General features: G+C 38.5%; 3 protein-coding genes. All 3 read right to left on the minus strand.

Annotated elements, in window-relative coordinates; genetic code table 11:
* A partial coding sequence (locus A9G32_RS07015; protein WP_176701330.1) for a hypothetical protein occupies positions 1 to 808 on the minus strand: 808 nt, incomplete at its 3' end.
* 166 nt (positions 809 to 974) lie between these two features.
* Positions 975 to 1,454 carry a DUF2247 family protein gene (locus A9G32_RS07020; protein WP_065590669.1) on the minus strand — a complete coding sequence of 160 codons (480 nt, stop codon included), beginning with the start codon at positions 1,452 to 1,454 and terminating at the stop codon, positions 975 to 977.
* A gap of 2 nt (positions 1,455 to 1,456) precedes the next feature.
* Positions 1,457 to 3,133, minus strand: a 1,677-nt coding sequence (locus A9G32_RS07025) for a VENN motif pre-toxin domain-containing protein (RefSeq protein ID WP_176701331.1), incomplete at its 5' end; no start/stop codon positions are given.

Below are 3,133 nucleotides of genomic sequence, written 5' to 3' on the forward strand. Positions count from 1 at the left end.
TATGCTGTTTTATAATAGTTGCTATCTTCGGCGCGAGTGCCCCTGCGGCTGCCCCTGCCATGTCGCCACTGATTAAGCCGTTGATGATACTAACCGCCATGTCAATGCCTTGACGGGTGTCACTGCCCATCGCTGACATGCCTTGGTTCATCGATTCTTTGTAGGCGTCTTCGTAGATTTTTTGTTGCTGCTCGTCGGTTAAAACGATGCCTTTGTCTGCGGCTTTTTCTTGTTCTTTTTCTACCGCTTCTTTTGCCTTGGATTCAGCTCTTATCCGGTCAATATGATTAAGCATCGTTAACGTTTCACCACCAATTTCACTCACTAACTGCGTTTGGTCGATGATGTCTTGCTCTTTTTGTTTGTTAAAAATGTGTTTGAGCTCGTTATTCGCCTGTTCAGTATCATGACTTAATTCGTTGATATCTTGTTTTTGGTCATCCTTATTGCGGATAATTATCGTCCCTTCCGATACCGCTGAATGCGTCGTCGATTGTTCGCTTTCGTTTTTATTGCGACTGGTTGGCATCGATGGCATGCCGCTAGAGCTTACCCCTGCACTGCTGCTACTGACTTGGTAGTCCGCTTTGTTTTCGATATCACTAAAGCTGATTGTGCCGGTGTCAAGGCGGTTTTGGCTCGTGTCTTTCGCTTCTGAGGCTATCACCGCCACGGCTAGCATAAAAAAATCAATATTTTTCTGACCTGTTTTTTGTAAGTAAAAATAGTAACTTAATGTATTTTTTATGTTTTGAATAGAGGGAGATATGCGCAATGAGAAATACAGTAAACGGGATTTATTAACCATGGCGCATGAAAACAACAATGGCTAAAAAGTGGTGCTAAGTCAAAATTAGTAATTAAAAAATTAATTATAGAGTTTAGTGACAGTATTAACTGTCACTTTTCAATAATGAATACTCTAATATAGGCTAGAATTGTCGGGTTAAGTCTGAGCTACTGCAAATTATTTTTTATTTCCAAATATTTTCTTGGTTATCTAAATATTGTTTCCAATTAAAATATAACCTTTTTTCATTTTCCTCTTGAGTATGCTTAGAAGGATCATAATCATTAGATACAGGCATGTATCTCACGAAAGACTCTATTTCTTCAGGATAATCAAAATTTTCATAAATTGTTTCTACTTCACCTAATGGATCTTTAATGTTATTACGAATATTATATAATTGTAGCAACAAAATATATAACCATTTTGCGTTACTATAATTCTCTAAAGACCCAGCAATTTTATTCAATAAATCATCTAACTCAAAAATATTAGAGGAATTAACCATTGATAGTTCAAATACATCTTGATTACTACTACCATTAATAATCATATCATTTGCATAATTGATGACATCTTTCCAGCCAATAATATGATTTCGATATCCCCATGAAATATCTTTCCAATTTAGATAAATTCTATTTTTATTTAAATTAAAATTCATGATTATTTAACCTTCTGATTAGGTTTCCCATTTATTTTACCACCTGAAATAAACCGTTGATGTGTAATATTTTTAGTTTTAGGATCTATAATATATTCAAATATACCACTTTTACCATTAAAAGAACCTTCTGTTTGTAATAAGGTTCGCTTAACACCGTCACCGCCTGTTATTGTAAATACCTTACCTTTTTTAAGTTGTTCTTTGGTAATGAAGCTCGCTGCTCTATGTGATGGATCAGCTTTTAAGCCACTACCAGATCTATTATAAGCAATAATTTTATCAGCGACTCCAGATAAAGTTTTTAATCGCGCTACTTTTTGAATAATTTCTGCAGAAGCACCACCTATAACATAGCTGGAACCAGCTTCTCCTGAAATTTTACCCTTTAAATGCCCCATCATTTCACCAGCTAGTGCTGGATCATTCTTTAATGCATAATCATAAAGTTCTAGCCACTCAGTAGACGAAATTTTAATGGCTCCATAAACTTTATCAAGATTGGTTATAACATCATAAATACCATTAACAGTATCTATTGGATGTAAAACCGCATTGGCTGTTTCATCTACTGTCTCTATTATACCATCTATTGCACCGCTAGCTTCAGCTTGTTTTTTTGCTAAAACATATTCCCAAGCTTTATCTTCATCGCCTCCAAATAATCTTTTAGCTCGCTCAACCTCATCTAAATCTTTTTCTGTTTCAGTTTTGTAAAGATCTAATATATTTAATGCATTATTCTCAACCGCATTTTTCCCTGCAGCAACTCCAGTATTCACATCTTGGATATCACCACCGCTAGCGGCTATCGCAAGACCTGTTGCTAGTTGTGATAGGGCGCTGATTTGTTGTCTTTCTTCTTGGCTTAGGTCTTTGATGTCTTTATCAGGGTAAAGTATGCCCGCAATCACTTCAGCACCGCGTTCACTAGCTGCAGCACCTAAGCCACCCACTAGAGCTGAGTTGCCTTGCAGCTCGGCTACCACCGCACCGAGTATCGCATGGCTGACGGTATTGGCAACTATATCACCTTCCGTATGCTGTTTTATAATAGTTGCTATCTTCGGCGCGAGTGCCCCTGCGGCTGCCCCTGTCATGTCACCACTGATTAAGCCGTTGATGATACTAACCGCCATGTCAATGCCTTGACGGGTGTCACTGCCCATCGCTGACATGCCTTGGTTCATCGATTCTTTGTAGGCGTCTTCGTAGATTTTTTGTTGCTGCTCGTCGGTTAAAACGATGCCTTTGTCTGCGGCTTTTTCTTGTTCTTTTTCTACCGCTTCTTTTGCCTTGGATTCGGCTTTTATCCGGTCAATATGATTAAGCATCGTTAACGTTTCACCACCAATTTCACTCACTAACTGCGTTTGGTCGATGATGTCTTGCTCTTTTTGTTTGTTAAAAATGTGTTTGAGCTCGTTATTCGCCTGTTCAGTATTATGACTTAATTCGTTGATATCTTGTTTTTGGTCATCCTTATTGCGGATAATTATCGTCCCTTCCGATACCGCTGAATGCGTCGTCGATTGTTCGCTTTCGTTTTTATTGCGACTGGTTGGCATCGATGGCATGCCGCTAGAGCTTACCCCTGCACTGCTACTACTGACTTGGTAGTCCGCTTTGTTTTCGATATCACTAAAGCTGATTGTGCCTGTGTCAAGGCGGTTTTGGCT

The organism is Gilliamella sp. Gris3-2 (assembly GCF_001690345.1).
GTDB lineage: Bacteria > Pseudomonadota > Gammaproteobacteria > Enterobacterales > Orbaceae > Gilliamella > Gilliamella bombi.

What these genes read in the sequence shown, in the direction of transcription:
- A9G32_RS07020 (WP_065590669.1), bottom strand. Translation starts at nt 1,454, where the DNA reads ATGAATTTTAATTTAAATAAAAATAGAATTTATCTAAATTGGAAAGAT.